The sequence below is a fragment of the Gluconobacter oxydans DSM 3504 genome, from assembly GCF_000583855.1.
In the GTDB taxonomy this organism is placed as follows: Bacteria; Pseudomonadota; Alphaproteobacteria; order Acetobacterales; family Acetobacteraceae; genus Gluconobacter; species Gluconobacter oxydans.
The window spans coordinates 2,216,609-2,238,163 of record NZ_CP004373.1; the positions used below are offsets into that span (position 1 = coordinate 2,216,609).

General features: G+C 63.0%; 28 protein-coding genes and 1 tRNA gene. 15 read left to right on the top strand and 14 right to left on the bottom strand.

Annotated elements, in window-relative coordinates; genetic code table 11:
• The first annotated feature begins 1 nt into the window (after position 1).
• Positions 2-844, top strand: a complete 843-nt coding sequence (locus GLS_RS09790) for an LpxI family protein (protein ID WP_148295923.1) — start codon at positions 2-4, stop codon at positions 842-844.
• Complete coding sequence (gloA, locus tag GLS_RS09795) at positions 844-1,233, top strand: lactoylglutathione lyase (RefSeq protein ID WP_011253344.1); 390 nt, start codon at positions 844-846, stop codon at positions 1,231-1,233. The genes GLS_RS09790 and gloA overlap by 1 nt, the downstream gene beginning before the upstream one ends.
• On the opposite strand, the gene GLS_RS09800 is transcribed toward gloA, so the two are convergent.
• Positions 1,217-1,432, bottom strand: a complete 216-nt coding sequence (locus GLS_RS09800) for a hypothetical protein (RefSeq protein ID WP_226986562.1) — start codon at positions 1,430-1,432, stop codon at positions 1,217-1,219. The two genes, gloA and GLS_RS09800, sit on opposite strands and share 17 nt — an antisense overlap.
• 146 nt (positions 1,433-1,578) lie before the next feature.
• Here GLS_RS09800 and rpmH point away from each other — a divergent pair, with 146 nt between their 5' ends.
• The 6 genes from rpmH to argB all read left to right on the top strand — a co-directional run bounded on the left by rpmH (position 1,579) and on the right by argB (position 5,857).
• On the top strand, positions 1,579-1,713 hold the full coding sequence (gene rpmH / locus GLS_RS09805) for a 50S ribosomal protein L34 (protein WP_011253345.1): 135 nt from the start codon (positions 1,579-1,581) through the stop codon (positions 1,711-1,713).
• A gap of 49 nt (positions 1,714-1,762) precedes the next feature.
• Positions 1,763-2,137, top strand: a complete 375-nt coding sequence (gene rnpA, locus GLS_RS09810) for a ribonuclease P protein component (RefSeq protein ID WP_041112084.1) — start codon at positions 1,763-1,765, stop codon at positions 2,135-2,137.
• Positions 2,134-2,385, top strand: coding sequence for a membrane protein insertion efficiency factor YidD (gene yidD, locus GLS_RS09815; RefSeq protein ID WP_034953791.1), 252 nt, complete (start codon positions 2,134-2,136; stop codon positions 2,383-2,385). Before rnpA ends, yidD begins: the two co-directional genes overlap by 4 nt.
• A gap of 90 nt (positions 2,386-2,475) precedes the next feature.
• Complete coding sequence (yidC, locus tag GLS_RS09820) at positions 2,476-4,203, top strand: membrane protein insertase YidC (protein WP_041112085.1); 1,728 nt, start codon at positions 2,476-2,478, stop codon at positions 4,201-4,203.
• Between the two features lie 17 nt (positions 4,204-4,220).
• Positions 4,221-4,901 carry a ribosome biogenesis GTP-binding protein YihA/YsxC gene (gene yihA / locus GLS_RS09825; protein ID WP_024716842.1) on the top strand — a complete coding sequence of 227 codons (681 nt, stop codon included), beginning with the start codon at positions 4,221-4,223 and terminating at the stop codon, positions 4,899-4,901.
• Positions 4,898-5,857 (top strand): acetylglutamate kinase, encoded by a 960-nt coding sequence (gene argB / locus GLS_RS09830; RefSeq protein WP_041112086.1) that lies wholly within the window; start codon positions 4,898-4,900, stop codon positions 5,855-5,857. The genes yihA and argB overlap by 4 nt, the downstream gene beginning before the upstream one ends.
• 27 nt (positions 5,858-5,884) lie before the next feature.
• Here the strand turns inward: argB and GLS_RS09835 are convergent, their stop codons facing one another.
• A complete protein-coding gene (locus GLS_RS09835) occupies positions 5,885-7,213 on the bottom strand; it encodes a sensor domain-containing diguanylate cyclase (RefSeq protein WP_226986563.1) in 1,329 nt (442 codons plus the stop codon).
• A 279-nt stretch (positions 7,214-7,492) separates the two neighbouring features.
• Here GLS_RS09835 and dapD point away from each other — a divergent pair, with 279 nt between their 5' ends.
• The 3 genes from dapD to GLS_RS09850 are packed head-to-tail and all read left to right on the top strand — an operon-like array spanning position 7,493 to position 10,093.
• On the top strand, positions 7,493-8,323 hold the full coding sequence (dapD, locus tag GLS_RS09840; protein ID WP_011253351.1) for a 2,3,4,5-tetrahydropyridine-2,6-dicarboxylate N-succinyltransferase: 831 nt from the start codon (positions 7,493-7,495) through the stop codon (positions 8,321-8,323).
• A gap of 4 nt (positions 8,324-8,327) precedes the next feature.
• Positions 8,328-9,473 carry a succinyl-diaminopimelate desuccinylase gene (dapE, locus tag GLS_RS09845; RefSeq protein WP_041112088.1) on the top strand — a complete coding sequence of 382 codons (1,146 nt, stop codon included), beginning with the start codon at positions 8,328-8,330 and terminating at the stop codon, positions 9,471-9,473.
• A gap of 38 nt (positions 9,474-9,511) precedes the next feature.
• A complete protein-coding gene (locus GLS_RS09850) occupies positions 9,512-10,093 on the top strand; it encodes a hypothetical protein (RefSeq protein ID WP_155720925.1) in 582 nt (193 codons plus the stop codon).
• Here GLS_RS09850 and truA read toward each other — a convergent pair.
• From truA to def, 3 genes are read right to left on the bottom strand one after another with little or no spacing between them, the layout of a single operon-like run.
• Positions 10,090-10,899: a tRNA pseudouridine(38-40) synthase TruA gene (gene truA, locus GLS_RS09855; protein ID WP_052327655.1), complete on the bottom strand. Its 810-nt coding sequence runs from the start codon at positions 10,897-10,899 to the stop codon at positions 10,090-10,092. The genes GLS_RS09850 and truA overlap by 4 nt on opposite strands.
• Before the next feature lie 10 nt (positions 10,900-10,909).
• Positions 10,910-11,824: a methionyl-tRNA formyltransferase gene (gene fmt, locus GLS_RS09860; protein ID WP_041112091.1), complete on the bottom strand. Its 915-nt coding sequence runs from the start codon at positions 11,822-11,824 to the stop codon at positions 10,910-10,912.
• A gap of 6 nt (positions 11,825-11,830) precedes the next feature.
• The gene (gene def / locus GLS_RS09865; protein ID WP_041112092.1) at positions 11,831-12,385 is read right to left on the bottom strand and encodes a peptide deformylase; all 555 of its coding nucleotides are present in this window, start codon (positions 12,383-12,385) and stop codon (positions 11,831-11,833) included.
• A gap of 191 nt (positions 12,386-12,576) precedes the next feature.
• Here def and GLS_RS09870 point away from each other — a divergent pair, with 191 nt between their 5' ends.
• The 3 genes from GLS_RS09870 to GLS_RS09880 all read left to right on the top strand — a co-directional run bounded on the left by GLS_RS09870 (position 12,577) and on the right by GLS_RS09880 (position 13,818).
• The gene (locus GLS_RS09870) at positions 12,577-13,089 is read left to right on the top strand and encodes an Hsp20 family protein (protein WP_041112093.1); all 513 of its coding nucleotides are present in this window, start codon (positions 12,577-12,579) and stop codon (positions 13,087-13,089) included.
• A gap of 91 nt (positions 13,090-13,180) precedes the next feature.
• Positions 13,181-13,432 (top strand): DUF1150 family protein, encoded by a 252-nt coding sequence (locus GLS_RS09875; RefSeq protein WP_011253358.1) that lies wholly within the window; start codon positions 13,181-13,183, stop codon positions 13,430-13,432.
• Between the two features lie 23 nt (positions 13,433-13,455).
• Positions 13,456-13,818, top strand: coding sequence for a RidA family protein (locus GLS_RS09880; protein ID WP_011253359.1), 363 nt, complete (start codon positions 13,456-13,458; stop codon positions 13,816-13,818).
• 294 nt (positions 13,819-14,112) lie between these two features.
• Here the strand turns inward: GLS_RS09880 and GLS_RS13440 are convergent, their stop codons facing one another.
• From GLS_RS13440 to GLS_RS09920, 9 genes are all read right to left on the bottom strand, one after another.
• Positions 14,113-14,271: a hypothetical protein gene (locus GLS_RS13440; protein WP_193363814.1), complete on the bottom strand. Its 159-nt coding sequence runs from the start codon at positions 14,269-14,271 to the stop codon at positions 14,113-14,115.
• 4 nt (positions 14,272-14,275) lie between these two features.
• Positions 14,276-14,518 carry a hypothetical protein gene (locus GLS_RS09885; RefSeq protein ID WP_041112094.1) on the bottom strand — a complete coding sequence of 81 codons (243 nt, stop codon included), beginning with the start codon at positions 14,516-14,518 and terminating at the stop codon, positions 14,276-14,278.
• Positions 14,519-14,662: 144 nt separating this feature from the next.
• The gene (gene rpoN / locus GLS_RS09890) at positions 14,663-15,979 is read right to left on the bottom strand and encodes an RNA polymerase factor sigma-54 (RefSeq protein ID WP_041112095.1); all 1,317 of its coding nucleotides are present in this window, start codon (positions 15,977-15,979) and stop codon (positions 14,663-14,665) included.
• Between the two features lie 9 nt (positions 15,980-15,988).
• Positions 15,989-16,744: an LPS export ABC transporter ATP-binding protein gene (gene lptB / locus GLS_RS09895; protein WP_011253363.1), complete on the bottom strand. Its 756-nt coding sequence runs from the start codon at positions 16,742-16,744 to the stop codon at positions 15,989-15,991.
• A complete protein-coding gene (locus GLS_RS09900) occupies positions 16,741-17,700 on the bottom strand; it encodes an LptA/OstA family protein (protein WP_041112096.1) in 960 nt (319 codons plus the stop codon). The genes lptB and GLS_RS09900 overlap by 4 nt, the downstream gene beginning before the upstream one ends.
• Positions 17,697-18,503, bottom strand: coding sequence for an LPS export ABC transporter periplasmic protein LptC (gene lptC, locus GLS_RS09905; RefSeq protein WP_041112097.1), 807 nt, complete (start codon positions 18,501-18,503; stop codon positions 17,697-17,699). Before lptC ends, GLS_RS09900 begins: the two co-directional genes overlap by 4 nt.
• The gene (locus GLS_RS09910) at positions 18,500-19,498 is read right to left on the bottom strand and encodes a KpsF/GutQ family sugar-phosphate isomerase (protein WP_041112098.1); all 999 of its coding nucleotides are present in this window, start codon (positions 19,496-19,498) and stop codon (positions 18,500-18,502) included. Before GLS_RS09910 ends, lptC begins: the two co-directional genes overlap by 4 nt.
• Before the next feature lie 19 nt (positions 19,499-19,517).
• Positions 19,518-20,162, bottom strand: a complete 645-nt coding sequence (locus GLS_RS09915; RefSeq protein ID WP_011253367.1) for a ribonuclease D — start codon at positions 20,160-20,162, stop codon at positions 19,518-19,520.
• A gap of 63 nt (positions 20,163-20,225) precedes the next feature.
• A tRNA-Leu gene (locus tag GLS_RS09920) sits at positions 20,226-20,312 on the bottom strand.
• A 109-nt stretch (positions 20,313-20,421) separates the two neighbouring features.
• Between GLS_RS09920 and GLS_RS09925 the strand changes: the two genes are divergently transcribed.
• Positions 20,422-21,444, top strand: coding sequence for a complex I NDUFA9 subunit family protein (locus GLS_RS09925; RefSeq protein WP_226986564.1), 1,023 nt, complete (start codon positions 20,422-20,424; stop codon positions 21,442-21,444).
• The last annotated feature ends 111 nt before the right edge of the window (positions 21,445-21,555 follow it).

A 21,555-nucleotide genomic window follows, 5' to 3' on the forward strand; every position in this document is an offset into this window, starting at 1 on the left:
CGTGGGGGATCGTGGCTGCATCGGCATTCTGGCAGGCTCGGGACCGCTTCCCGCGCAGGTCGCCGCCGCAGCCATCGCCAAGGGGCGCAAGGTTTTCGTCATCGGGTTCCGGGATTTCGCCGATCGTGCGCTTCTCGAACCTTACCCGCACGAAATCATCCGTCTTGCCGCTGCCGGGGACATTCTCGGTGCCCTCAAACGGAACAACTGCCGCGAACTGGTGCTGATCGGGCCGGTGCGTCGTCCCGCCTGGCGTGACCTGCGTCCCGATGCGGAAGGCGCGCGTATTCTGGCCAGGCTGGGCCGCGCCATCTTCTCGGGCGATGACGGGCTGCTCGGAGCTGTCGTCCGTGTCCTCGGTGAGGAGGGCTTCCATGTCCGCGGCGCTCACGAGTTTCTCGAACATGCCACCGGCCGCTCCGGAACCCTCGGCCGCGTCCTTCCGGACGCCCAGGCCAAACAGGATATCGCCCGTGGTGTCGAAGTCCTGAAGGTGATGGCAGCTCTGGACATTGGTCAGGGGTGCGTTGTCCAGAACGGTCTCGTGCTGGCTGTGGAGGCTCTGGAAGGGACGGATGCCATGCTGGGGCGCTGTGGGCGGCTTATGCAGGCGGGAAGCGGCGGCGTTCTGGTGAAGATGCCCAAGACGGGGCAGGATCTTCGGGCGGACATGCCGACGATCGGGCCGGAGACGCTGGAGAATGCGGCCCGGAACGGATTGCGGGGCGTTGCGTTCCAGCCCGGAGTGACCCTCATGACGGACCCTGCAGGCTGTGTGAAGCTGGCGGATCGTTATGGGCTGTTTCTGTATGGGCTGACGCCGGAAGATCTGAAGGACAAGTGATGAGCACGTTTCTGCATACGATGGTGAGAATCCGGGATATCGACCGGAGTCTGGCGTTCTACAAGCTGCTCGGGATGAAGGAACTTCGCCGCAAGGAAGTGCGTGAGGGGCGTTATACGCTCGTTTTCATCGGATTCGATGACAATGAACACGGACAGGCCGAGATTGAGCTGACCTATAACTGGGACCAGGAAACCGACTATGAGGTCGGCACCGGTTTCGGGCATTTCGCAATTGGCGTGCCGGATGTGGCCGCTCTTGTTGAGACGGTCCGCAGCGGAGGCGGCAAGGTGACACGTGAGGCCGGTCCGCTGAAATTCGGGACGATCATCATTGCGTTCGTCGAGGATCCCGACGGCTACAAGATCGAGCTTATCGAGAAGAAGTAAAGTTTTTCAGCAGCTTCAGGGCATTTTCCAGCGCATCGACGATCGTCTTTGCGTTCTGCTGGACCGCCTTGTCCTTGTGCGTGCCGAGAATGTCGGCACAGAGCAGGGCAGGGGCGAGCGCGTTGCGCATGTCGTGGCGGAAGGTCGCGACGTCCTGAGGGGAGTTGCTGGCGGGGAGAGTATTGCTGGACTCGGGCATGGGCTGAAGTTCCTGTGGGTCTGGCATTGACATGAGGGGCCTGCGTGCTTACAAGCCCGGGTCTCAATCACCGGGCGTTTCGTGCGCCCGATCGACGCGGATGTCCAGCAGTTGAGGCGTCCGCCTGGTTTTTAAGGATCAACGTCATGAAGCGCACGTATCAACCCTCCAAGCTGGTTCGCAAGCGTCGTCACGGTTTCCGTACGCGTAGCGAAACCGTCGGCGGCCGCCGCGTACTGGCCAACCGTCGCTCCAAGGGTCGCAAGAAGCTCTCCGCCTGAGTTTGACCCGATCGGCACGATCCATACAACAGGCCACACTCCGCGCCGTTTGAAAAAACGGCCGCAGTTTCTGCGTGTGGCCGGGAAGGGGCGCAAGGTCGCCACTCCCGGTATGGTCGTGCAGATCCTGCCGGATGACACAGCGACCGAAACCCGCGTCGGTTTCACGGTTACGAAAAAAGTCGGTAATTCTGTCATCCGTAACCGCACCCGCCGTCGCCTCCGCGAGGCCCTGCGTCTCGTTGCGCGGGAAGACGGTCTGCCTTCCGGCGATTTCGTCCTCATCGGACGGGACAAGACCCGGGAGCGCGATTTTTCCCTTCTCAAGGATGATCTGCGTCAGGCTCTTCGCAAGGGGCTGGACGTCAATTTCCGGGAAAGCCCCCGCGGGCCGTCTGGCAAAGGCCGGGACCGGGCGAAATGATCGCGTCCGTGATCAGGAAAGCCGTTACGGCCCTGATGCTGTCGCTCATCGACGCCTACAAGCTTTTCATCAGCCCGTTCATTGGCAGGAACTGCCGGTTCGATCCGACATGCAGCACCTACGCGCTGACGGTCATCCGTGAGCATGGGCCTGTACGTGGGGGATGGCTTGCACTGCGCAGGATCGGGCGCTGTCATCCCTGGTCAGAAGGGGGTGTGGACCTGCCTCCGAAGCCACACCGGCATTAAAAAAGCCCTCCGCCTATTGTTTTGAATGCGGTTTTCGGCCACTTGAGGCGCAAGCCCTATTCAGTGAGACGAAAGACCGGCATCCGCCCGATGGACACCAAACGCATTATTGCGGCCACACTTCTCTCGGCCCTTATCCTGATCGGTTTCGACTATTTCATGCCGAAGCCCCATCAGGACGATCCCCATCCCGTCACACATGCGCCTGCAGCACAGGTTCAGAACAGCGCGCCGACCACGGCTGCGCCACCTGCCGAGGCTGCTGCCGAAACGCAGGCGACTGCGCGGCGCATTCCGGTGACGGGGCCGGACGTGCAGGGCTCCCTCAACCTGAAGGGCGCGGTGCTGGATGATCTGATCCTCACGAAATATCGTGAGACCCTGGCCAAGGACAGCCCGCTGGTGCGGCTGCTGGACAAGGCGGGGAGTGCGCATCCCACGTTCGTCGTGATCGGCTGGACGAATGCTCCGGGCTCCAATGCCCGCCTGCCGGACCTGAACACGGTCTGGGAGAGCTCGGACGAGACACTGACGCCGGACCATCCGGTGACGCTGCACTGGGATAACGGGCAGGGGCTGGTGTTCTCCATCCAGATTGCACTGGACGAGCACTACATGTTCGCCGTGAGCCAGACGGTCGAGAACCATTCGGGTCAGCCGGTTGCTCTGGTGCCGTTTGAGCGCGTGCAGCGTGACTATGATGCGCCGGAAGGGGCTTTCACCGCGCATGAAGGGCCAATCGCCGTTATCGGTGGCCGGATGCAGGATGAGAGCTACAAGAACCTGCGCAAGGGGGCTGACCATCCGGATCACGTGTCCTGGTCGTCCACGGGTACGAATGGCTGGGATGGTATCAGCGACAAGTTCTGGCTGACCGCCGTGGCTCCTGCGGATGGCACGCCGGTTTCGGCGAGCTTTGCTTACGTGCCGGGGACGCCGGGGTCGTATCAGGTGGGCATGTCCACCCAGAACGCCCAGCAGATCATGCCGAACGGTTCCATCACCGAGAAGAGCCATGTCTTTGCCGGTGCGAAGGTCGTCAGCCTGCTTCAGGGCTACAGCAAGCAGCTTGGCATTCCCGATCTGGACAAGGCGATCGACTTCGGCTGGTTCAGCTTCCTGACCCGTCCGCTTCTGACGCTGCTGCACTGGCTGTATCTGCATCTGGGTAATTTCGGTCTGGCGCTGATGGCGCTGACACTGATCGTCAAGATCGTTCTCTTCCCGCTGGCTTCCAAGGCTGCCCAGTCCTCGGCGCGGATGCGTCTGCTGGCGCCGAAGGTCAAGGAGATCCGGGAGAAGAACAAGGACGATCCGATGGCCATGAACCAGAAGGTCATGGCGCTGTATCGTGAAGAGAAGGTGAGCCCGGCGAGCGGCTGTCTGCCGATGCTGATCCAGGCGCCGATCTTCTTCTGCCTGTACAAGATCCTGAACATCAGCATCGATGCGCGTCATGCGCCGTTCTTCGGCTGGATCCATGATCTGTCGATGCCGGACCCGACGAACGTGTTCAACCTGTTCGGGCTGTTGCCGTTCGATCCGACGCATTACTCGTCGTTCCTGCATGTCAGCATCTGGGGCACGGCGCTTGGCCTGACGTTCTGGCTGCTGCAGCGCCAGACCAGCTCGACGGCGAGCCTTGATCCGGCACAGGCGCGGATGATGCAGTTCATGCCGCTGGTCTATGTGTTCTTCATGTCCGGCTTCCCGGCCAGTCTTCTGGTCTATTACACCTGGAACAACCTGCTGACGGTTGCGCAGCAGATGTTCATCCAGCGCCGGACGGGTCTGCCCGTTCCGGTCTCGCGGACCTGAGGCCCGGCAGAGGCATGATGAAAGAAATCCCGGGGCCTCCGACCGAGGCCCAGATCGAGGACGGGCGGCTTCTGTTCGCAGGAGAATGTGAATTCTTCTTCGGCTCGCAGAAGATCGACCAGCTTCCGCCTGTCGGCCGCCCGGAAGTTGCGTTTGCCGGCCGGTCCAATGTCGGTAAGTCGAGCATCATCAATGCGCTGACGGGGCGTCGTGCGCTGGCGCGGGCGTCCTCCGAGCCGGGGCGGACCAAGCAGCTCAACTTCTTCAATCTGGCTGACCGCCTGTCCCTCGTGGACATGCCGGGCTACGGGTTCGCCAAGGCGGCGAAGTCGGTCAAGGAAGACTGGCAGGACATGATGTTCGCCTATCTTCGCGGCCGGACGACGCTGGAGCGGGTCATTCTGCTTCTGGATGCGCGGATCGAGCTCAAGGCGTCGGACAAGGATGTCATGGAGCTGCTGGACCGTGCGGCCGTGGTGTTCCAGATCGTGCTGACCAAATGCGATCAGGTGAAGCCGAAAGCGCTGGCGGCGAAAATTGCGGAAGTCGAGGCGCTTGCGCTCAAACATGCCGCCGCCTATCCGCGCATCATTGCCACCAGCAGCGAGACCGGTTTCGGGATCGAGGATCTGCGGGCTGAAATTGCCCGTTTTGCCGTGCCACTCCAGACGTCAGGGGAAGGACAGTCCGGATCATGACCAGTAAGACCCCCATTGAAAACAACAGCCGGACGCATAGCGACAAGCTGCCGGACGTGGCGCCTGTCGTGAATGCGGAGGAAGCGCAGCAGCAGGCTGCCATTCTGTCCAGCGCGCTGCCGTTCCTGCGGCGCTATGCCGGGGACACGATTGTCGTCAAATATGGTGGTCATGCCATGGGCGAGGGCAAGCTGGCGCATGCCTTTGGCTATGACATTTCCCTGCTCAAGCTGGTCGGGATCAATCCGATCGTAGTGCATGGCGGTGGGCCGCAGATCAGCGCCATGCTGGACCGGTTGAAGATCCGTTCGGAGTTCATCGACGGGCTGCGCGTGACGGACAAGTCCATGGTCGATGTGATCGAGATGGTCCTGTCCGGCAGCGTCAACAAGCAGGTGGCGCAGCTGATCAACCGGGCCGGAGCACTGGCCGTCGGCATTTCCGGCAAGGATGGCGGGCTGATCCAGGCACGTCGTCTGACGCGTACCAAGCGTGATCCGGACAGTGAGATCGAGAAGGTCATCGATCTGGGATTTGTCGGACAGCCGGAAAAGATCGATCCGCGGGTGCTGTATGCGCTGCTCGGCGCGGGGCTGATTCCCGTGATCGCCCCCGTGGGTGTCGGCGAGGACGGCGAGACCTACAACATCAATGCTGACACTGCCGCTGGCGCGATTGCCGGTGCAGTCCATGCCTCGCGTCTGCTGATGCTGACGGATGTTCCGGGCGTTCTGGACGAGAACGGCAAGCTCATCGAAGAGCTGAGCGCGGAAGAGGCCATGCGCCGGATTGCGGACGGGTCGATTTCGGGCGGCATGATCCCCAAGGTTGAGACCTGCCTCGAGGCAGTCCGCAAGGGCGCGAAAGCCGCCGTCATTCTGGACGGGCGCGTGCCGCACAGCTGCCTTCTAGAGCTGTTCACACGGGCCGGACCGGGAACGCTCATCAAGGCGTAACCAACTGGTAGCAGGACTGGACCGGGATTATGGCGCTTCGTGTGAGAAGCGCCATTTTCTGTTTTCGGCCACGCCTTCCTGAAGCGCCTGTATGCCACGTTCGAGCAGGCTCTCGGGGGTTTCATCGGCATTGGCTTCCCGGGAGACCAGTCCCAGCTGAAGCGGCAGGTGGACCGGCGGATCGATCAGGATGGGAATGCCGTGGGCCGTCATGCGCTCGGCCCGTTCGGCTGCGGCAAAGCGGTCCCCGCCATCCATCCAGAGCCCGAACGTATTGTTGCTGATCCGGCCGATGGCATCCGTCGGGCGGATAGCTTTTCGCAGAAGAGCCACGCATTGACGCAGCGCCTCTTCGCCGGCCTCGAAGCCCCGGGTCTTTGAAAGCTCTGTCAGGCCGGGCACGCGGGCGATGATCAGGGTTGCGGCCATCGCCTCCTGATCCAGCCGGCGGCTACGCCGCTCCATCTCCGCTTTCAGGCCGTTCCAGTTCAGAAGGTTCGACGCGATGTCGTAGTCGGAATCCGTCAGGATCCGGCGGTGGATGCTGTCCAGTTCCCAAAATCCGGCCAGCAGGGAGCACACCGTCTCGCAGAGCTGCCGGTCCTGCGCAGACCAGGGCTCGGAGCGCCAGAGGACGAGGCAGAGCTGTCTGAGGCTGCGGATGTTTTCGCGGCGGATCATGACATGGCTGCTGCCGGTCCTGAACAGCTCCGTGCCAGCCTGAGGGGCGGGTGTCGACAGGACGGACTGGATGTCCGCAGGCAGGGTGGATGATGTGAAAAGAAAGCTTTTCGGAGCCGCGGTGTCCAGCAATGCGCCTTCTGTAGCTAGGGGGGCGAGCAGGGCGTCCATTGCTGCGGCAGAGGCCAGTCTGGGAACGATGGCCTTGCGGAGTGCGGTGGTGATGGCGGCGAGGATCGTGATCCCGGCGGTGTCGGAATGGCCACCCGTGACATGAGCGGTATCAGGCTGGGGAGCAGAATCGCTTTCGGCCGGGGCCGCAATGGCGGCGGGGATTCCAGGTAGAGTCTGTGAGACCGCCTTGAGGGTGCCGCGTGTTCCGGTGATCCGGCCTTCGCTGTCCTGGAATGGGCATGAGGAGAGGATGACGGTCAGGGGCTCGCCCTGCGGGGTCGTGATCTGGACAGGCGTACCGGTATGGGTCTGAAGGACGTTCACGGTGTCGCACAGCGCGCTGAACGGGCGGCCGATCAGGGGCGTCGTGGGCTGTCCAAGCCATGTTTCGGGGGAAATCAGGATGATCCGGCCCCGGCTGTCAGTCTCGAAGACCAGATCCACCGCCTGATAGAGCAGGGAGCGCCAGCGTTCGCGGCTTTCGAGAGTTGACGCCAGCATGTTCCGCAGGTCCTGCGGGGTCCTGTCCGGGGACGGATTGTTCATGAACTGGGAGAACAAGGAACGCAGATCAGGCAAGGGTGACATATCCCGCAGAGAGCTCTCGGTCGGGCCAGTCAGTCAAAGCCCCCGGTTTTCATAAGCGTGATTGGTTAAGAAGTCATTAACAATGCTGGAGCACGGGCAGAGCGGCCGTCAGGAGTAAAGATCCGTTGACATGAAACCCCTGGAACCGCATGGTCCGGCGGATTTCTGCTTCTTTTTTACCGGACCGACCTGATGCCGAATGCACCCCTTCGTACCGCCATTGAAGCTCTGTGGGAGCGTCGTGCGACGCTCAGCGCCCGTACGGAAGGCGAAGACCGCGATGTCGTGGAAAAAGTCCTGTCCGCGCTGGATGCCGGGACGCTGCGTGTCGCCGAGCCGTTCGCAGATGGCTGGACTGTTCATGAATGGCTGAAGAAGGCGGTCCTGCTGTCGTTCCGTCTGAATGACAGCAGGGTCATGGAGCGCGGTTGCGGCGGTGAGCCGGCATTCGACAAGGTTCCGCTGAAGTTTGATGGCTGGGACCAGTTCCGGTTCGCCGAGGCCGGTTTCCGTGCGGTTCCGGGTGCGATCGTGCGTCGCTCCGCGTTCATCGCGCCGAATGTGGTGCTGATGCCGAGCTTCGTGAATGTCGGCGCGCGCGTCGACAGCGGCACGATGATCGATACCTGGGCGACGGTCGGGTCCTGCGCCCAGATCGGCAAGAACTGCCATATCAGCGGTGGTGCGGGCATTGGTGGCGTTCTGGAGCCGCTGCAGGCTGCTCCGGTCATCATTGAAGACGACTGCTTCATCGGTGCGCGTTCGGAAGTGGCCGAGGGCGTGATCGTCGAGAAGGGCTCCGTTCTGTCGATGGGCGTGTTCCTGGGCGCCTCCACCAAGATCGTGGACCGTGCGACGGGCGAGATCTTCATGGGCCGTGTTCCGGCCTATTCCGTCGTCGTGCCGGGCACGCTGCCGCCGAAGGAGCCGGGGATGCCGTCGCTGGCCTGTGCGGTGATCGTCAAGCGTGTGGATGAGCGGACTCGCTCCAAGACCTCCATCAACGATCTTCTGCGCGACTGATCCTGTGACGGGATCAACCTTTCCGACAGATCCTGTGGCGCTGGCCCGGGATCTGCTGCGCTGCCAGTCGGTCACGCCGGCCGATGGAGGGGCTCAGGCGCTTCTGGCAGGTGTGCTGGAAGGGATGGGGTTCGAGACGTTCCATCTCCCTTTCGGGCCTGCTGACGCGCCGACGCCCAATCTTTATGCCCGGCTGGGGAAAGGGCATCCTGCCCTCTGCTTTGCAGGGCATACGGATGTCGTGCCGCCGGGCGAGGGCTGGGCGCATGATCCGTTTGCGGCGGTTATTGACGGTGACCGGCTTTATGGACGCGGGATCGCGGACATGAAGGGCGGGGTGGCCTGTTTCGTGGCGGCCGTTGCGCGGCGTCTGGAACAGGGGGCGCTCAAGGGTTCCGTCTCGCTGCTGATTACGGGAGACGAGGAAGGTCCGGCGCATTTCGGGACGAAGCCGGTCATTGAATGGCTGGCGGAACGGAGTGAACTGCCGGATTTCTGCGTTTTGGGCGAGCCTACCAATCCCCAGGCACTGGGGGATGTCATCAAGATCGGGCGTCGGGGCAGCATGAATGCTGTCGTGACCGTACACGGGACGCAGGGGCATGTGGCCTATCCGCATCTGGCGGATAATCCGGTCCATCGTCTTCTGGCAGCGTTTTCCGAACTGACGGCGCGGGAACTGGATGCGGGGAGTGAGTGGTTCGATCCGTCGTCCCTTCAGGTCACGAGCATCGATGTCGGGAACGGGGCGACCAATATCATTCCGGGAAGTGCTGTCGGCCGGCTGAATATCCGGTTCAATGATCTGCACACCGGGGCCGCTCTGACGGCGTGGATCGAGGATGTGGTGCGGCGTCACGCGCCTCAGGCGGACGTACAGGTGTCCATCAGCGGCGAGGCGTTTCTGACGCAGCCGGGGGATGCGGTAACGTGCCTGTCCGAGGCTGTACGCAGTGTCACGGGTCGGACGCCCCGGCTCGATACCGGCGGCGGGACGTCGGATGCGCGGTTTATTTCGCAATACTGCGAGGTGGCGGAGTTCGGCCTTGTCGGCGCGACGATGCACAAGCGTGACGAAAACGTGGAGCTTGGGACGCTGGAGGATCTGACACGGATTTATCTCGCGTTCATGGAAGGATACGGGCTGTGACTCCCCGACGGCCGGGTCCGTTCCCACCCACCGGGAATATGGCCATTCCTCTGGGCGTGTGGCTTCTGGGGCGGGGACGGTCCGAAGGGATTAACTGTTTCGCACCCGGAGCGGGAGCCCTGTTCGCGGCTCTGGCACCGACGGTTGCGCTGGCGGTCATTGGTGTGTGGATGGCGTTCATGCTCCCGCCAGCCGAACGGATCATGGGGCTGGTGCGGGCTGTGGTGCCGCTGGTCTGCACGCTGTTGCAGCTTGTGGTGTCTGAGCTTTATGCGGGCGCCCTGAGCCGCAAGGGTCTGTGGACGCGTTATGCCACGGCATCGCTCTGGTGCGGATGGCTGCCACTGGCCATGCTGATCATGGCCCAAGGCGTGCTGCATCTCGTGCTGCCGGGGGCTGCGGCGTCCAGCCAGGCGTTGGGCGGCCTCGCTTTCGGGGCGCAGCTCTATACGCTGTGGCTGACCTGGTATGTGACGAAGGTCGGGCTTGTGACGACTGGCTGGCAGGCTTTTGTCATGACCGTCCTGCAGACCCTGCCGGTGGGGGGGCTGCTCTGGGTCCTGTGGCTGCTGCCGCCGCATTACAATGCGGTTGTCGATCTGCTCGGGCTGTCGTCCTAGGAGCGGTTGAAGGGATCGTCGGGATAGCCGACATCCATCAGGCAGAGCCCCTCGGGAGGGGCTGTCTGCCCGGCCGCGCAGCGGTCTTTTGCTTCCAGAATTTCAATGATCTTTTCGACCGGCCACTGACGTGAGCCGATCATCATCAGGGTGCCGGCCATGTTGCGGACCTGATGGTGCAGGAAGGAGCGCGCCTTCGTGTCGATCATGACCAGTTCGCCATCGCGATGGATGTTCAGGACGTCCAGCGTGCGGATGGGGCTTCTGGCCTGACAGGCGACGGCGCGGAAGGATGTGAAGTCATGCGGGCCGAGGAGATGGTTTGCGGCCTGCTGCATGAGGTTCACGTCCAGCGGGCGCTTGATGTGCCAGACGCGGTTTTCCATCAGGCCCGGACGGGCAGGACGGTTAAGGATGGTGTAGCGGTAGCTGCGCCAGGTCGCGGAGAAACGCGCGTTCCATTCCGGGCCGACTTTCGCTGTTTCCAGCACGACGACGCGGTGGGGTTTGAGGTGGTATCCCATGCCGTCGCGGATCTGCCGGGCGTCGATCGGGGCGTCATCCGGGAAATCAAGATGGATGACCATACCTGCTGCATGCACGCCCGCATCCGTGCGTCCGGCGGTGATGCTGGGAACGGGGCGGTTGCGAACCAGTTTTGAGGCGGCGGCTTCGATCAGGCCCTGAATGGAGGTGCCGTCGTTCTGCTTCTGCCAGCCGAGATAGCCGGTGCCGTCATATTCGATGCGAAGGGCCCAGCGGTTCAGACCCGTGGGCTCGGCGGCAGGTTCAGCGAGAGGCTCCACAGCCTGCGTGTCAGACAAGGCGGGTGCCTTTCGGCACGGGCTGACCGCGCAGGAAGTCGGAGGCGGACATCATGCTGCGACCGGGTTTCTGCAGACGGTCGATGCGCAGGGCACCGGTGCCGCAGGCGATGGTGAGGCTGTCATCGAGCGTGGTGCCGGGGGCAGCGCTATGGCTCTCTGGAGGCAGCGGGGTGGCTGCACCGATCTTGAGGACCACATCGTCGAGCGTGGTGAACGCGCCGGGCCAAGGCGTCAGGCCACGGATCTGGCGGTCGATCTCGGCGGCGCTGCGCGTCCAGTCGATACGGCCGTGATCGCGGGTCAGGCGCTCGGCATAGGTGACGCCCTCTTCGGGCTGCGGAACGGGTTTCGGCTGTTCGGCGAGCGCACGGACGACCAGACGGCCACCGATTTCGGACAGGCGGTCATGCAGCGTGGTGGCAGTGTCGGTCGCGCTGATAGGGGTGGATTCTTCCAGCAGGACCGCGCCGGTGTCGAGGCCCTCATCCATCTGCATGATGGAAACACCGCTCTGGCTGTCGCCTGCGACGATGGCGGACTGGATGGGCGACGCGCCACGCCAGCGGGGCAGGAGGCTCGCATGGATGTTCAGGCAGCCCAGACGCGGGGCGTCCAGCATTGCTTTTGGCAGAATGAGACCATAGGCGGCGACCACGGCGGCATCGGCCTTCAGGGCGGCGAAGGCTTCGTGTTCGGCCGTGTCGCAGCGGACGCGCGCAGGAGTGCGGACCTCGATCCCGGCAGCTTCGGCAGCTTCATGGACCGGCGAGCGGCGCAGTGCCTTGCCGCGTCCTGCCGGGCGGGGCGGCTGCGTGTAGACCGCGACCACCTCGTGACCGGCGTCGAGCAGGGCGTGCAGCGCCGGGACCGAAAAGTCCGGCGTTCCCATGAAGATCAGCCGCATCGGGGATCAGTGCCTTCTGAGTTTCTGCTCTTTGGCCAGGCGGCGCATGATCATGTTGCGCTTGAGCGTCGAGAGGTGATCGACGAACAGGATGCCGTCGAGATGGTCCATTTCGTGCTGGATGCAGGTGGCGAGCAGGCCGGATGCATCGCGCTCGATCGTCTCGCCCGCAAGGTTGCGATAGCGCACGCGGATCGATTCGGGGCGGACGACTTCGGCATACTGGTTTGGCAGGGAGAGGCAGCCTTCCTCACGCGCGGTAAGCTGATCGGAATCAGAAATGATTTCCGGGTTGATCAGCAGCATGGGCTCACGCGGGGCGTCTTCTTCGGCCACATCCACCAGGGCGAAGCGCATGCCCAGACCGACCTGCGGGGCGGCGAGGCCGATGCCCGGGGCCTTGTACATGGCGGAAAACATACCCGGAAGCTGTTCGCGGATGAAGGCAATGTCCTCGGGGCGCACGTCGCGGGTGACCTCCCGCAGCACGGGCTGGGGGGCGATCAGGATCGGGGTGGGCGGCACCGCGTCGATGCCGGACAGGAAATCGAATTCGCTCATGTCCTGCGATGTAGCGAGCGCGGGCGCCAAATGCCAGTGCAAGATCGGGTTTGAGTGCAGGTTTTGCGTTGTGTCCTGTAAGGGTAGAGCTTGCATCCGTGCGGGTGGACACCATATCGTGGGGTCAGCCGGTTGCCGCATGATGGGACCGGCCCTGTTTATGTCTCGCTCATGGAGGAGGCTTTAGCCCTATGTCCGGTCGCCTGTTCACGTCCCCGATGTTCCTCGGTTTCGATCACCTCGAGCAGATGCTTGAGCGTGCTGCCAAATCGACGTCTGACGGTTATCCCCCCTATAATATCGAGCAGCTCAGCGCCACGGCCCTGCGGATTACGCTGGCTGTCGCGGGCTTCGTGATGGACGATCTGCAGATCACGCAGGAAGACAACCAGCTCGTGATCCGCGGCCGTCAGGCGGATGACAGCCAGGGGCGCATCTTCCTGCATCGCGGCATTGCGGCGCGGCAGTTCCATAAGGCGTTCGTGCTGGCCGAAGGTATCGAAATTGGGGGCGCCTGGCTTGATAACGGGCTGCTGCATATTGATCTCCTGCGTCCGGAGCCGGAAGTGCGCGTCAAGCGGATTGCCATTTCGCAGGGACGGCGCAGCCCGGCACCAGGGCCGACGGTCCATCATGAAGTGGTGCCCCCTGTCGTGAAGACGCGGCGTACGACGCGGCCGGCGCGCGATATTGACGACGAATAGGTCCGGCACGCGCCTCTGCCGGCCAGATTTTCTACAGACTGAACCCAGGGCCAGGCGGCATGAACCGCCGTGGCTTCAGAAGGAACCTGACTTGAACAATCCCTTCGAAAACGGTGATCGTTCGGACGACAAACTCCCCGCGGATCTGCGGCGCATCACGGGGCCGCAGCTCCTGACGCTGGGCATGTCCCACCTCGCCTATGTCAAATCCGTCATGCATGACGGGGAACTGGTTGTGGCCATCCATGCCGCCGACGGCACGCCCATGGCGGTCGCGGAAGACGAGGAAAGCGCACTCGATGCGATCCTCGAGCATGAGATGATCCCGACCCTGCTTCAGTAATTCCAGCCAGAAGGTCCACGCCCGTGAGCAAGAACGCCGATATTACCCGTCACCTCGAAGAAGAGCGCCTTGCGGGCGTGGTGGTCCATAACGGACTGGCCTATCTGGCCGGTCAGGTTGCGGATGATGCCAGCCTCGATACGGAAGGGCAGACGGTCGATATCCTGCGCCAGATCGACGCGCTTCTGGCCTCTCTGGGGACGGACAAGAGCCGGATCCTGTCGGTTCAGATTTTCCTGACGGATATCGGAGAGATCGGAGCAATGAACCGGGCCTGGGACGCCTGGCTGGATACGGCAAACAAGCCGGCCCGGGCTACCGTCGAGGCGAAGCTGGCTGTGCCGGAGTGGCGCGTTGAGATGACGGCGATCGCCGCGCTGAAATAATCGACGTTTCCGGGTTTCCCCGGGAATAAAAAAGCCGCTCTTCCAGTTCGGGAGGGCGGCTTTTTTGCGTTCAGATGCCTGTTGCACGGGACAGCACGTCAGGGAGGCGACGATTTCTCGGGACGATCTGCGTCAAGGAAATCCTGGACCGTCTGTGAGAACTTCTCAGGCTGATCCAGCATAACGAAATGGAAACTGTTCACGACACGATAATGACGGAAGACGTTCCCGTGACTGTCCTGCAGGCCCCGAAAAAACCAATGGCTGTCAGAAGGCCTTACAGAACCGAAGGGATCAGTCCTGAAGTTCGGACTTGATTTTCTTGATTTCGGCTTCGAGGGCGTGGATGCGCACCGGGTCTGATTTTTCGGCGCGGGCAAGGTCGCGTTCGACTTCTTTCAGGCGGTGTTCGAGTTTCTGCTGGGAGGGGAGTTCGTGGGAATGGCCGGTCATGGTCTTACTTCCGTGTCAGGATCTGGGTGGCGAGGGCGGTGATGTCGGCGCTTTCGATGCCTTCGGGATTGCGAAGGGCGCGTTTGGCGATTTCCTTCTGCTCTTCGGTCGCGCCTTCAGCGCCCTTGAGAACGAAATGAGCCAGTTCCTCGACTTCGCCTTTCGTCAGCAGCTTGGGCTGACGGTGTGCCTTTTCGGCAAGGTGATGCAGGCTTGATGATTCGTGGGGGACGGGATCGTTGGACATTAGAAATATTCCTGTCAATTCAGCACCCACAACGGCTGCCGTCTGCCTGTTAAACATGGTTTGACATAAATGGTTTTCAATAGAGATATCGAAAATTGCTCTGTCGCGAACCGTATTGAGCGGAGAATGAACTGTTCCAGTTTCTCAAGATGTGCGGCGCAGTCTCTTGCGTTGACTGGATTTCGCGATGCCAAGACCTTCGCGATATTTGGCGACGGTACGGCGCTGGATGGAAAATCCTTCCTTTTGCAGCAGGCCTGTCAGGGCGTCGTCGGACAGGACGTTGTCGCCCTCGGCGGCCACCAGGGCCTGGAGGCGGTGCTGGATGGCATGGGCACTCTGAGTGGTGCCGTCTTCGGATGTTAGGGCGGTTGAGAAGAACAGTTTGAGTAGAACAGTACCGCGGGGCGTATCGATATATTTGCTGCTGACGATGCGGCTTATGGTGCTTTCATGCAGTTCCGTACGTTCGGCGATTTCACGCATGGTCAGGGGGCGGAGCGCAGTGGGGCCATCGCGCAGGAAAGCAGCCTGATGCTGGATGATGGCGCGGCCGACGGTCAGGAGCGACTGTTTGCGACTGTGCAGTGCGCGGATGAGGGCTGTCGCCTCGCCTGCGTAGGCCAGCAGCATCCTGCCCGCTTCCGTATGGCTGTCGATCTGCGCGCGCAGTGTGTCGTCGAGCCGGACTTCTGGCAGCAGACGCGTGTTGAGGGTCAGGCGAAATCCGGTGCCATTGGGGCGCACGATCAGGTCGGGTTCAATAGGCGGCGCGGGGGGTGGCAGGCTGAGGCCAGGGCGCGGATCTAGGGCCTGGATCTCGGCCAGCATGTCCAGCAGGTCATCCTGATCGAGAGCGCATTTTTCACGCAGTCTGCGCCAGTCCCGTCGGGCGAGCAGATCCAGATTGTCGAGCAGGGTCTGCATCGCCGGGTCGAGGCGGTTGCGGACCCGAAGCTGGGCGGCCAGACACTCTTCGAGTGAACGGGCGAAGAGGCCCACGGGTTCGAGATGCATGAGAGTCTGGCGGATCGCCTCCAGGCGAGGCGCGTCTATGCCGAGTTCGGCGGCGAGGTCCGTAACGGAGACGGGGAGGCGGCCGGTTTCGTCGAGACTGTCCAGGAGGTGGAGGGCCGCGTGATGGTCGTCCGGGGGAAGAGAGAGGCGGATCTGGAGGATCAGCCCGTCGCGGTCAGACGGAGGCGGAGCGGCGGCTTCCGGGCGGTCGGGGGCGGTGGTGAAGCGGTCCGGGTCGTCGTCGTGGAAGTCTTCCGACGCGGGGAGGGCTTCAGGAGCTGTATCGCCGGGCTCCAGGATGAGGAGTGGGTTGGTTTCGCAGACCTGCCGGAGATGCTGGGCGAGATCGGTCTGCGTGTATTGCAGCAGCGCAATCGCCTGACGCAGCTGGGGCGTCATGACGAGAGACTGCGACTGACGCTGGATCAGGCCCGGGACAAGCATCCCGGCATGTTACAGCGAGAAATTCTCTCCGAGATAGACCCGACGGACGTCTTCGTTCGCGACGATGGCTTCGGGGGTACCTTCCATCAGGACCTGACCGCCATGCATGATATAGGCGCGGTCAATGACTTCGAGCGTTTCGCGGACGTTATGGTCCGTAATCAGCACGCCGATGCCACGATCCTTCAGATGTGAGACGAGATCGCGGATTTCACCGACGGCGATCGGATCAATACCGGCCAGTGGTTCGTCGAGCAGGATGTAGTTCGGCTGGCTGGCGAGTGCGCGGGCGATTTCGAGACGACGACGCTCACCGCCGGACAGCGCGAGCGAAGGCGAGCGGCGCAGATGGGTGATGCCGAACTCGGCCAGCAGGCCGTTGAGCATCAGGTCGCGCTTTTCCGGATCGGGCTCGACGACTTCGAGGGCCGCCATGATATTCTGCTCGACGTTCAGGCCGCGGAAAATGCTGGCTTCCTGCGGCAGGTAGCCGACGCCGAGGCGGGCGCGGCGATACATCGGCAGCTGCGTGATGTCGGCGCCGTCCAGCGTAATGGTGCCGGTGTCGGGCTGAACCAGGCCGACAATCATATAGAAGCTGGTCGTCTTGCCCGCACCGTTCGGACCGAGCAGGCCCACGGCTTCGCCGCGCTGGACCTGAAGCGAGACGTTCTTGACGACGGCGCGCTTCTTGTAGGACTTGCCGATGCCGCTTGCGACGAGACCCGTTGGAGGCGGCGAAGAGGGAATGTAGCTGTCTGTCACTTGGGTGCCTGGCTGCTGTTGGCCTCGTTCGGCACGACGAGCCCCTGGATGGGCGAGTCCGTGCCCGGCAGCATGGTTGCAATGCCGGTCTTCATGTTCACGATGGCCTGCGAGCCGTTGTTCTGGTTCTGGCCCTGCGTGACATGGACATGTCCGATCAGGCGCGCGATCTGGGTATCGAAAACATAGACACCGCGGTCGCCGGTACCGGTCTGTGTCTGGGTGCGCAGGACGACATGGCCCCAGCCATAGGCGCGGTCGAGTTTCGAGGCGCCGCCGCCCATCGGATTGGAGGAATCGGCGGCCTGTGCCGGCTTGGCCGACTGCGGTGTGCCGGGCGCCGGGGCGTCGCTGGGTTTGCTGAAGGAAACCAGCACGTCCGCCTTGACCTGCTTGCCGTCATTGGTGGTGACAGTGGCGTCACCACGGCCAACCGACATGCGCGTTTTCGAGTGATATTCCATCACGTCACGCGCCGTCAGGACGTCCTGCGGGGTCGTCAGCTTCAGATGTTTGCCGGTCATGACCATGACCGCCTGGTCCATGTCGTACAGGGCATGATCGCCCCAGCCCTGATCGGTCTGGTTGTAGATATGGACGTTGCCGCGGGCCTCGATCCGGTACAGCTCAAGGGAGCCTCCCATCGGGTCGCCGCTGTTATCCTTGGCGTTGGCCGGGGGCGGCGGGGGAGCAGGCTGCCCCGGAGGCGGCGTTTTCTTGCGCAGATATCCGATCAGCGTATCCGCATCGACCGTCACATCTCCACGCACGGCCCGCGCGCCGCCCGTCAGCGTCACAGTCTGGGCATTGCGGTCGTAGATCTCTTCTTTTTTCCAGAAGAGCTGGACGGCTTCGCCGTGGGACATGTCCAGTCCGTCCGCATGCGCCGGGGCGGGGGGAAGTGCGAGCGGCAGGGCGATGAGGAGGGGGAGGAGGGCTGCGGGGCGGGGGGTCATTTTTCGGTCTTCAGTCCTTGCAGGTGCAGGCGGGCCGCCGCACTCGGAGGGCCGTTGTCATCGTTGCGGACCGTCAGTCCCGGTCCTGTAAACTGCATGATACCTGCATGCTGGTCCAGAAAATAGCCTTGGGCGTCCTGCCGGCCGAAGGGGCCTTCCGCGTGGACCCAGTCGCGGGATGCGATCACGTCGGCCTTGAGGTCCAGATCGGCGGAGGGGCCGTTCATGAGGAGGCCGTCGTCACGGTAGAGCACGACGTGGTCGTCGAGATCGAGCGTCTGTTCGTGCTGCATGTAGACGCCGCGGTCGGAGCGGATATGGGCCCAGGAATTGCCGGAGAGCTGGATGTCGGCGACGGGATCGACCAGGTCCACGCGATCGGGGCCCTGCTGGTGGGTGGTGCGGGCGGTGATCATGTAGGGGTGGTTATGGGCGTCGAGGCCGCGATAGGTGGCCTGTTCCATGTTGCCGCTTTCCACGCGCAGGCGGGCCATTTCCTTCAGGGCGGCGCGGTTCTGGTTCATGAGATGGGAAATCTCGGGCCAGGCGGCGATGGAGCTGAGCAGGACGAGGGCCAGGCCCGGCAGCGCCCATTTGGCGAATCCCAGAAGGGAGCGACGGCGGGCGAGCTGTTCGGCGTCGGGGGCCTGGCGGATGCGCTGGAAGGCTGCGCGGCGCAGGCTGTCGAGGCGGGCGAGGCTCTCGGCGCGGTCGGGATCGAAATCCTCGCGGCGGACGCGGGGCTCGCCGTTCTCGGAACCCGGAGCGTTGGGGCCGGGAGCGTCCGGGTTGGGGCCGTTCATGACAGGCCGCTTCGCAGGAGGTCGTGGACGTGGACGATGCCCGTGGGACGGCGGTCTTCATCAACGATGAAGAGGCTCGTGATGGGGCGCTCGCGCTGGTTCATGAGCTGCAGCACGTCCTGCGCCAGTGTGGTGGGGGTGGCGGTGACGGGGGCGGCGTTCATGACGTCCTTCGCCGTGGTCGTGTCGAGGTCACCGGAGAGGGCGCGGCGCAGATCGGCGTCCGTGATGAGGCCCTGAAGTACACCATTGTCATCAGTCACACCCATGCACCCGAATGACTTGCGTGTCATCTCGAGAATGACGGAGCGCAGCGGGAGGCTGCCCTGTCCGAGAGGCAGGGCGTCCCCCGTGTGCATCAGGTCGCTGATGGGGCGCAGGCGGGCGCCGAGGAGGCCGCCGGGGTGGAAGGCGCCGAAATCGCGGGCCGTGAAGCCGCGTTTTTCGAGCAGCGCGAGGGCGAGGGCGTCGCCCAGGGCGAGTTGCAGCAGGGTGCTGGTTGTGGGTGCCAGGCCCATCGGGCAGGCCTCGGTGCTGCTGGGGAGGACCAGCGGGATCTCGGAAGCGCGGGCCAGGGCGGAGGTGCCGACCGAGGTGATGGCGATCACGCAGTGGTTCTGCCGGGCGGCATAGGCCAGAATCGCGGCGAGTTCGGTGGTTTCGCCGGAATTGGAGAAGGCCAGGATCAGGTCGCCCGGGGCCACCATGCCGAGATCGCCATGGGCGGCTTCTGCGGGGTGCAGGAAAAGGGAGGGCGTGCCGGTGGAGGCGAGGGTAGCCTGGATCTTGCGGGCGATATGGCCGGATTTGCCGATGCCGGTGACGATCAGGCGGCCTTCGCTTTCGGCGATGCGGTTCACGGCCTCGCAGAAGGCTTCCCCGAGCGGGCCGGAGAGGGCGTGTTCGAGGGCCTGAAGACCTTCGCGCTCGATGGAGACGGTCTGGAGCGCCGAATCGAGCGCAGTACGGAAGGGGCGGGGCGACGGACGGTGCATGTTCAGGCCAGGCCGGAAATCAGGCGCGGTGCGAGAAAATGTCGGGCTCTTCGTAGCCCATGAGGTCCAGCCGGCAGCGGGCCGGAAGGAAATCGTAGCAGGCCTGCGCGAGGTCACGGCGGTTTTCACGGATCAGCATGGCTTCGAGCTTATCCCACAATGCGTGAAGATACAGCACGTCCGAAGCGGCATAGCGGAGCTGGTCGGGGGTGAGGGTCTGTGCGCCCCAGTCCGAACTCTGCTGGTGTTTGGAGATTTCGACACCCAGAAGGTCGCGGCACAGATAGGCCAGGCCGTGGCGGTCGGTGAAGGTGTAGACCAGCCGGGCGGCGATCTTGGTGCAGATGACCGACGGGATTGTGATGTTGAAGGCGTTCTGCAGGACTGCGACGTCAAAGCGTGCGAAATGCATCAGCTTGGTGACGGAATCGTCTGTCAGAAGAGCCTTGAGATTCGGGCAGTCATAGCCGCGGCCGCCCATGGAGACCGGTTTGATCTGAACGAGATGGGCTTCACCGTCGCCGGCTGAGAGCTGGACGAGGCAGAGGCGGTCACGATGGGGATTGAGACCCATGGTCTCGGTATCGATGGCAACAAGGGGGCCGAGATCGAAATCGTCTGGCAGATCGCCGTCATAAAGATGGATGGCGTTCTGCTGGCTCATTCTATTGTCACCAAGTTTTTTTGATCACCAGAGGATCGAGGCGATATGTCGCCTGATCGTCTGTGGTGCCCAGAAGAAGACTCGAACTTCCACGTCCTTTCGGACACAGGTACCTGAAACCTGCGCGTCTACCAATTCCGCCATCTGGGCTCAGAAAGCACCGGGTTTTTTCAGTTTCCTGAGGCATCCCGGCTCGGTGAAGAGGCGTTTACCCCTGCACGTGTGGGGCGTCAACAGCCAAACTGAAAGAAAAGCAAAAATGCGTACAAATTTTTCCGTAGAGGGCACCGGTGGCGGCATGGATGACGGGATTTATGAGGGGAGCGGGCCGGACAGGGGCGCGCGGTCCGTGGGGCGCGTTGTGGCGGTTCTCGGCGGCGGGGGCTTTGTTGGCCGCGAACTGGTGGGCCGGCTGGTGGCGTCGGGGCATGTGGTGCGCGTCGGCAGTCGCAATCCTGAGGGCGATCAGGCGCTGGCCCGCTTTCCGGGTGACGGGCGTGTGGAATTCATCAAAGCGTCCGTGAATGACGCGGACTCGCTGGAGCGTCTGTTCAGCGGGGCTGATGCGGGAATCAATCTCGTGTCGATCATGTCGCCGGATGTGAAGGCGATGCATCGGGTCAATGTGGAAGGGGCGCGGCTGGCGGCGCTGGTGGCCCGGCGCGAGGGGGTGGAGCAGTATCTGCACATGTCGGCCATCGGGGCTTCGATACGGTCGCCGGGAAATTACGGGCGGAGCAAGGGGCTGGCCGAGCGGGTGGTGCGGGAGGTGTTTGCGGAAGCGGCGCTGTTGCGGCCTTCGGTGATTTTTGGGCCTGAGGACAGTTTCTTCAACATGTTCGCGCTGATTGCCAAGCTCTCGCCGGTGCTCCCGGTGTTTGCGGCGGGGACGCGGTTCCAGCCGGTTTATGTCGGGGATGTGGCGCGGGCGGCGATGGCGCTGGTGACGCCGGAGCGTGCGGGCATGACGGTCGAGGCGGGTGGGCCGGATGTGCTGACCATGAAAGAGCTGATGGCGTTCGTGCTTGAGGCTTCGGGGCGGCGTCGCGTCCTGTTGCCGGTGCCGGACTATGTGGCGAAGCTCGAGGCGGAAATTCTGGAGCCGTTGCCGGGGCATCTGCTGACGCGGGATCAGGTTGTGATGATGGGGCTGGATAATGTGGTGCAGCCGGGCGCGGATGATCTCCAGTCGCTCGGGATTACGCCGACGGCGATGCGGAGTGTGGTGCCGGATTATCTGAAGGGCAGTATTTGTGAGAGCTGGCGGCGGTTCCGTAAATAACGGGCTGTTGTCCTGACTTGTCCTGCGAGGGATGGGGCGAAGATTTTCCGCTTTGATTGGGGGTGTCCGCCGGGAAAACTTGCGACGGACTGAACGGCAACGTAACGTCTT

What these genes read in the sequence shown, in the direction of transcription:
- GLS_RS09900 (WP_041112096.1), bottom strand. Translation starts at nt 17,700, where the DNA reads ATGACCCCCCGCCCCGCAGCCCTCCTCCCCCTCCTCATCGCCCTGCCG.
- GLS_RS09850 (WP_155720925.1), top strand. Translation starts at nt 9,512, where the DNA reads ATGGCCATTCCTCTGGGCGTGTGGCTTCTGGGGCGGGGACGGTCCGAA.
- yidD (WP_034953791.1), top strand. Translation starts at nt 2,134, where the DNA reads ATGATCGCGTCCGTGATCAGGAAAGCCGTTACGGCCCTGATGCTGTCG.
- GLS_RS09925 (WP_226986564.1), top strand. Translation starts at nt 20,422, where the DNA reads ATGCGTACAAATTTTTCCGTAGAGGGCACCGGTGGCGGCATGGATGAC.
- argB (WP_041112086.1), top strand. Translation starts at nt 4,898, where the DNA reads ATGACCAGTAAGACCCCCATTGAAAACAACAGCCGGACGCATAGCGAC.
- lptC (WP_041112097.1), bottom strand. Translation starts at nt 18,503, where the DNA reads ATGAACGGCCCCAACCCGGACGCTCCCGGCCCCAACGCTCCGGGTTCC.
- def (WP_041112092.1), bottom strand. Translation starts at nt 12,385, where the DNA reads ATGAGCGAATTCGATTTCCTGTCCGGCATCGACGCGGTGCCGCCCACC.
- fmt (WP_041112091.1), bottom strand. Translation starts at nt 11,824, where the DNA reads ATGCGGCTGATCTTCATGGGAACGCCGGACTTTTCGGTCCCGGCGCTG.
- GLS_RS09870 (WP_041112093.1), top strand. Translation starts at nt 12,577, where the DNA reads ATGTCCGGTCGCCTGTTCACGTCCCCGATGTTCCTCGGTTTCGATCAC.
- GLS_RS09835 (WP_226986563.1), bottom strand. Translation starts at nt 7,213, where the DNA reads ATGCTGGCGTCAACTCTCGAAAGCCGCGAACGCTGGCGCTCCCTGCTC.
- dapD (WP_011253351.1), top strand. Translation starts at nt 7,493, where the DNA reads ATGCCGAATGCACCCCTTCGTACCGCCATTGAAGCTCTGTGGGAGCGT.
- GLS_RS09885 (WP_041112094.1), bottom strand. Translation starts at nt 14,518, where the DNA reads ATGTCCAACGATCCCGTCCCCCACGAATCATCAAGCCTGCATCACCTT.
- GLS_RS09915 (WP_011253367.1), bottom strand. Translation starts at nt 20,162, where the DNA reads ATGAGCCAGCAGAACGCCATCCATCTTTATGACGGCGATCTGCCAGAC.
- rpoN (WP_041112095.1), bottom strand. Translation starts at nt 15,979, where the DNA reads ATGCTTGTCCCGGGCCTGATCCAGCGTCAGTCGCAGTCTCTCGTCATG.
- rpmH (WP_011253345.1), top strand. Translation starts at nt 1,579, where the DNA reads ATGAAGCGCACGTATCAACCCTCCAAGCTGGTTCGCAAGCGTCGTCAC.
- GLS_RS09800 (WP_226986562.1), bottom strand. Translation starts at nt 1,432, where the DNA reads ATGCCCGAGTCCAGCAATACTCTCCCCGCCAGCAACTCCCCTCAGGAC.
- gloA (WP_011253344.1), top strand. Translation starts at nt 844, where the DNA reads ATGAGCACGTTTCTGCATACGATGGTGAGAATCCGGGATATCGACCGG.
- yidC (WP_041112085.1), top strand. Translation starts at nt 2,476, where the DNA reads ATGGACACCAAACGCATTATTGCGGCCACACTTCTCTCGGCCCTTATC.
- GLS_RS13440 (WP_193363814.1), bottom strand. Translation starts at nt 14,271, where the DNA reads ATGACCGGCCATTCCCACGAACTCCCCTCCCAGCAGAAACTCGAACAC.
- GLS_RS09910 (WP_041112098.1), bottom strand. Translation starts at nt 19,498, where the DNA reads ATGCACCGTCCGTCGCCCCGCCCCTTCCGTACTGCGCTCGATTCGGCG.
- yihA (WP_024716842.1), top strand. Translation starts at nt 4,221, where the DNA reads ATGAAAGAAATCCCGGGGCCTCCGACCGAGGCCCAGATCGAGGACGGG.